General features: G+C 67.6%; 2 protein-coding genes. Both read right to left on the bottom strand.

Going from position 1 to position 6,359, the window contains the following annotated elements; all coding sequences use genetic code 11:
- Positions 1-301: 301 nt before the first annotated feature.
- Positions 302-5,116 carry an NACHT domain-containing protein gene (locus DKT69_RS33275; protein ID WP_146231273.1) on the bottom strand — a complete coding sequence of 1,605 codons (4,815 nt, stop codon included), beginning with the start codon at positions 5,114-5,116 and terminating at the stop codon, positions 302-304.
- Positions 5,117-5,573: 457 nt separating this feature from the next.
- Positions 5,574-6,359, bottom strand: a 786-nt coding sequence (locus tag DKT69_RS33280; protein ID WP_109805377.1) for a site-specific integrase, incomplete at its 5' end; no start/stop codon positions are given.

Here is a 6,359-nt window from a genome sequence, read left to right on the forward strand (position 1 = left end):
GTGCAGGAGCCCGGACAGGAACAACACGGTCTCCTCGCGCACGGACAGCTCGGCGGTGTATGTGACACTCATGGCGACGCAGGACCCCTACTGAAGTTGATCTGTGAGAGGACCACTTCATACCGGGTTCTGCGTCTTTTCGTTGCACCACAACGGGTTCGGGCGTGTCTACACCGATCATCAGGGCAGCTACCCGACGTACTCACACCGTTGCGCGGAAAGGCTCAGTCGCCACACTTGTCCGATTGTCGGGCGGTCGGCGCGGGGCTGATGCGATTCGGCCAGTTGCGGCCAAAACCTATCAGCGGAACAACTCATCCATGCGTTCTGCCATCTGTACGGCTTGTGGCCATCCCGCGCGTACAAATCGTTCGAGCAGGACACGTACGGCGGTAACGCACTCAGGGTCGCCCAAGACGAGTTCCCGGTGATCGGCCACATAGCGATTGATCAGCTTGAGGGCGGCGTCGACGCCGAGCGACTCGGCGACGTATCCCTGATCCTCGGTGATCGCCCGCATCGCTAGGAGCAGTGCCGGCTTGGGCTGGAGCGTGCTAAGGTGCTCGACCGTCTCGATGATGTGGTGCGTGACCGCTGGGTGGTGCACCTGGCGAATGCCGTCCAGCAGTGGCAGCGCGAGCTTCGCGAAGAGGAGCGGGTCACCGAATTCTCCGCGAGAACCCTGCTGTCTATCGAAGGCGCCGCTGGCGAGGTAGATCTCCTGAGCGACTGCGTCAGCGACGGTCAGCGCACTCTCCATTTGAGTGGGCTCGGCCCAAGCGGGTTGGAGCGGCTTCAGGGTGAGCGTCAGCAGCTCGAATGCCTTGCGTTGTGCTCCATAAAGGGAAGGGTCGGCTGGATTAAGGAGTTCACGGAGGTGCGTCGCTATCACGATCACCGCAGTGGCATGGTCGGTAGGGCTCGAAAGCCACGCTCGAACCGTGGACCCGGCAAAAGGAGTGTCGTATCGGACCGCGAGGGCTGTCAGGCACTGAACCACGGCCTCACACGGGGTGTCATGAATCTTTGACAGTTCTTGACCCGAATCGAGCAGATAAGGCGAACCCGGCATAGAGGCCAGCCGGGCGAGGATATCGTCCACGTCAGAGGGTCGGCTATGCAGGTAACGTGCCATCACATGGACTAACACTGAGGCGACGTGAGGGTCGGCTTCGGCTGCGAGCCGGCTCTCTACCTGGGAAAGAAGTTCGTCCGGCTCGGTGAAGATCAGGCCAATGGCGGTCGTGCTGAGGTATCGATACGTCCACTCGCTGCTGTCGAGATGGCAGAGCAGACGTGCACGTAGCTGATTACCGTGTGCGCGCTGCCACTCGGGTCTCGTGGCAAGAGTGCGCGCAGCGCTCAGCGCTTCGGTCTCGGGTGTGCACGACCAACTCGCGAACCGGTTGTTGCTGACGCCGGGCTGACTTCCGGCGGGGCTGGGCTTCGGCATGGCCGCCTCGACGGCCTCGAAGACTTGTCGACCGAGGACGGTGTCCGGCAGAACCTCCGGCAGACGAGCGATGTGGTCGGCGGCCCGCAGCAGGCGCTCATGCAACTGCCGGTTCTCGGGATCCGCAGCGCACGCGGCGGTGAGTTGCGGCCACATGGCCATCAGCCGCCGGCTCGCAGCGTCACGGTCGTCTGACTGGTTGGCGGCCCCGAGGGCCTCGTCGACCTGCCCGAGGAGCCGCGCCTCGGGAGACGCTTCAGTCGCGTCCGTGTCAGGCTCCACACGAAGTAGCTCGTCATCTGGAACCAGGACGGGCGGCAACGGGCGGGTTGTATCCTCGCTGGCTTTCCCGGACATGAGGGCGCTCAGCAGTGCTGCCCGCCGCGCGCGGAGGCTGTCCCGCCGTGGCTCTGGGTCGTCCGTGCCGGGCTCGGTCGCCGCGACGATGGCATGCTCCAGCGCGTCGCGCTCGGGTGCGGAGAGCAGCGGGGACAGGCGGGCGGCGACGTGCCCGGCAGCTGGCCATGTCTGGCTGTGGGCAAAGAGCGACGGACTCGACAGCGCTGGCCGGACGGCGTGCGCGAGTGCCGGTGACTCGCTTGTTGCGGCTCGGTGAAGCAGCCGGTTCCACACCTCGGCGTGGGTGAGGCACTCGATGAGTAGATTGATCGCATTGCTGCAGTCCGGTGCGAGGTCCTCAAGGCGGTCGACGAGGGCGTCGGCCATGGCGGGGAGCGAGCGATGACCGCCCGCGTACCGCAGGTCGTCGCTGTACCGTACCCACGGCCGCTGGTTTGTCAGCGACTCGATGCTGCCGTACTGAAGCAGTCGACGGGCTTCAACAATCCTGATGAGGAGCCTGGTCGCCGCGACGACGTCCACCGCCGCCAGGGCGGGGAACGTTCGGCTGACCTGGTACTGGGCGCTCTCCAGATCCTGCTGGCGATTCGATATCAGCGGAAGTATTTGGCTGTTGAGCATGTTCGTGGGCTGCGACCGGTCGTCCTGGAAGAGCCACACGCTTGCGCCGAGGTCAACGGCGAGGCCGGAATCCTGGGCTGCAATCTGCGGTAGAACGTTGATCAACGGACGAACGGCTCGAACGCCCCACCCGCGAAGCGCGGGTGGGGCGATGACTAGACGGATGGTGTCGGCGGTCGCAGCGGCGTCGAGGGTTGCCGCGGCGGCTAGCGCACGTCCGCCGTGATCGGCAAGATTCGCGCGATGGGGATCATTCACGTCGGCCAGACCCACGACCACGGCGGCGATAGCGGCCTTGACCCAACCGCGGGCGGCCGGCGTGCCGGCTGCCGGCGATTGATCACCTGCCGCGCGGCGGCCGAGCTGCGCAACAAGAAGCGCCAACCCGACGTCGTCATTGTTCACGCTGTGCAGCGCCAGACCCACCAACAGCTCCCCGAACGCGTCCAGCGCGGCGGGGCCACCGCCAGCAGCGCCAAGCCCGGCCGCGACCAGGAAGGCCAGCCCGCGCGCATCGTCGACGGTCCAGGTCGCATCGTCTGTGGCGGCGAGACAGGCCGATTCGAGTAGCTCCAGCTCCGCTGCGGCGCGTAGCTCGTGGGCGGCGATCGTAGCGGCCGCGGCGGCGGCCAGCATGTGCCCGGATTGCTGCGCGGCGAGTCGTAGGGCGAGCCGCCAGTAGCTCGCCCGGCTCGGATCGGCGTGCCAGGCGATCGCCAGGCGGTAGTCCAGACTCGGACGGAGGACCATGACGAGATCGGGGTCCTTGTCGAGGCTGTCGGCGATACTGCCCGGCACGCTGAGATCGCCGAGCGCGATGATCGCGGCGGCGTAGTCGAACAGGACGGGGTGGGCGAACCCGAGCGGCCGGCTCGCCGCCCACGGGCTGGTTGGGCTTTCTCTGAGCACGCCGTCGCGGAGCAGGCCATCGAGGACGGTCAGCATGGCCGCCTCACCGAGCTGCGCGTCACTGACCTGCTGGGAACGGGCGGTGACCATTGAGGCGACCAGGGTCTGCAGCACGCGCTGCCGCACTCGCCCGTCGGGGGCATCGACGACACGTAGTCGCCAGAAGCGGGTGAGCAGATCCAGGCGGCTGCGGATCTGGGACACGTCCAGATCCGCAGAGATCAGCTCGCCCACCAGGTTCAGGTTGAACGGGTTGGCCAAGAGTTCTGCCAGAGGATCGTCGGACTGGTCGAACGCCTTATCCAATGAAGGGCTGGCCCCGCGTACCGTTGCGATCTCTTCTGCCGTCAGGTCGCCGACCAGTAGGTGGGCGACCTGGGAGAGTTCCGGGTCGAGGTGCCTGGGGTCGACTGGCGTCCCTGCGAACATTGTTCGCCAGCGAGGGCCGTGACGAAGGTCGAACGACCGGATGCTGCCGATGATCCGCCATCGGGTTTCGCGCAGACGCTGGGCCAGCTCGGGCAGCCAGCTCGACGCCTCGACGCCCCGGGTTTGATCGATGCCGTCGAGCAGCAGAAGTCCCGGGCACGATCCCGTCCAGCCCGTCAGGACCTCATGCAAATCATGATCCAGGTTGAGCTCGGCGCGGGTCTCACCGGCCGTGCCCCGCAGTTGGTGGTGCGTCAGGTAGACGACGTCGGACGCCTGGCGTTCTGCGAACCGGTGCAGGACGACCGACTTGCCGGCACCGGGATCGCCGGTGATCGCCACGTTGCCTTCGGAGGCGTCGAGCAGTTCCGACACGGCCCGGCTTACCTGGACGGGGCCTTCCGGCGCGGTGAGGGTGAGATTCGTAGGCGGCGAACCGAGGTTGCCGGTTGTGACCGCTTGGAGCCGCTGGACGTCCCGGCGCAGCCGCGCTACGGGCGTGAGGTGAAGGCCCAGGGTCTCCAGTTCCCGGACCAGGTCGGCGCGCCCGACCCATGAGCGCTCGGCGGCCAGCCGCTGTCCGATCAGTTCCAGTTCACGCCACAGGTGAAGCGCCTTGTCTGGATCTTCTAGAAGATCGCGAAGATCCAGAAGGAGGGCACGGAGATCGCTGCCCTCCTGCCGCAGGTCGAGCGCCCGGACGGCGAGCGGACGGAGCAGCGACCTCACGACGCTCTCGTCGGCAGTCGTGCCGTGACGCTTGGCCCATAGACGGTCCAGGTGTCCGCGCAGGGTGCGCAAGGCCGCTCGTTCGTTGGCATTGGTTGCTGCCTCGGCCAGGGGAACGGCTTCAGGCCAGGTACGCAGACGGTCGACGAGCCGGGCCATCGCGACGGCGATCGTGCTGGGCGCCTCCTCGTCCGTCAGGATCACCACGCGGTCGACACGAGGGTCGAGTGGCCGCAGCTCATCGTGGTTCGGCGGCCGGTCGGGAACGCCCTCCGCATCGATCGCCACCAGCTGCTCGAGTGCCGCAGCAAGATCACTGTCCGGATGGTCACTGCGCGCCAGCCTCTTCTTCGCCTGGACGCAGACCCAACCGGTCGCGTCGGTCAGCCCGCCGACGTCATCCACGGGGCGGCCGGTCTGGCTGCCTACGCCGAGCACCAGCCGGCCTGAGGCCCAATCCGGTAGCGCCGTCTCGGCGAGCATGTGAGCGGCCAGCCACGCAACACAACGGTTCTCGTGCCGAACACCACCCGTTGTGCCGGACCCGCCAGCCGACGAACGCGTCACCTTGCTACCCCCAAAGGAATCGAAGTTGCCGCGCGGCCGAAGTTCCATGCCTGGACTACGGCGGAGTACTCAGGCTCCTCCGGAACGTGCACGATCCACACCGCCCACTCGTCCTGGTTGAGGTGTGAGGTGAAGAAGCGCCTGCACGCTGTCCACGAGAGGCAGCCTAGGCCACCCGTCCGACACTTGAGCCGAGCCCCGATGGGCCGTCCATACCGATCAAGCTTTGTCGGGATCGAGCCCGAATTTGCGCCCGCCCTGCTGCTCGGCCGACCCGAACACTGGGCTTCTCGCGAATCGTGCCGCAGCCAAACGGTGGCTGGCGGGTGTAGTTAGGTTCGGTCTGCAGCCGCATCACCGGCCAACCCCGGCTACGAGATCGTAGTGCTGGGCCAGAGCACCGAAGCCCGGGCGATCGACGATCCCGGCCCACGGCGGCGCGCCCGAGCTAAGGACCGACTCTGGTTCCTTTCGGATCTTGACATATGCCTCAACTCAGTGCCCTTCAAAGGCCGACGCCGGTCAGAGGGTTAGCTTCCCAGCGGTCGATGTCCTCGATGTAGCCGTGCAGGGTGGTGGAGCCGTCTTTCCAGCCGCCGGCGCGGGCGATGCGCAGGAGGTCGCCGCCGGCTCGGTAGGTCTCGGTGGCGAAGCCGCGGCGCAGGCTGTGGCCGGACCAGGCCGTGTGCGGGTCCAGGCCGGCGGCGGCCGCGGTGCGGGCGACGATGAGGGCGACGGCCTGGCCGGTGAGCCGGCCGTCGGCGCTGCCGCGACCGGTGGGCACGCGGCCGAGGCGGCCGTGGCGGTCGATGCGGACCAGCAGCGGGCCGTTGGTGCGTCCGTGGTCGGCCAGGGTGGCGAGCCAGGCCTGTGCGGTGCGTACCGGGCAGGTGTTCGGGTGGGTGCCCCAGGGGAGGGCGGAGGTGCGGCCGGCGAAGTCGGGGTCGGTCTTGGCGGTGCGCACGGTGATCTGCATTCCGTCGGGATTGAAGGCGAGGTCGGTGATGTCCAGGGCGGTGAGTTCGCTGCGCCGGGCGCCGAGGGCGAAGCCGAGTACGAGCAGCGCGGTGTCGCGGACGCCGGCGGGAGTGCTGCGGTCGAGGACGGAGACCATGGCGCGCAGTGCGGTGATAGTGACCGAAGCCGCCCTGCGCTCCCGCACATCAGCGCCGCTGGTGGCCCGGTTGCGGCGGTAGGCGCGTAGCACCACGCGGGGGCCGTGGGTGGGCAGGGCGCCGGCGCCGGCGGCGCGATGGGCGGTAGCGATCGCGGCCAGGGCCCGCTCGATGGT

The sequence above is a fragment of the Micromonospora sicca genome, from assembly GCF_003172935.1.
In the GTDB taxonomy this organism is placed as follows: Bacteria; Actinomycetota; Actinomycetes; order Mycobacteriales; family Micromonosporaceae; genus Micromonospora; species Micromonospora sicca.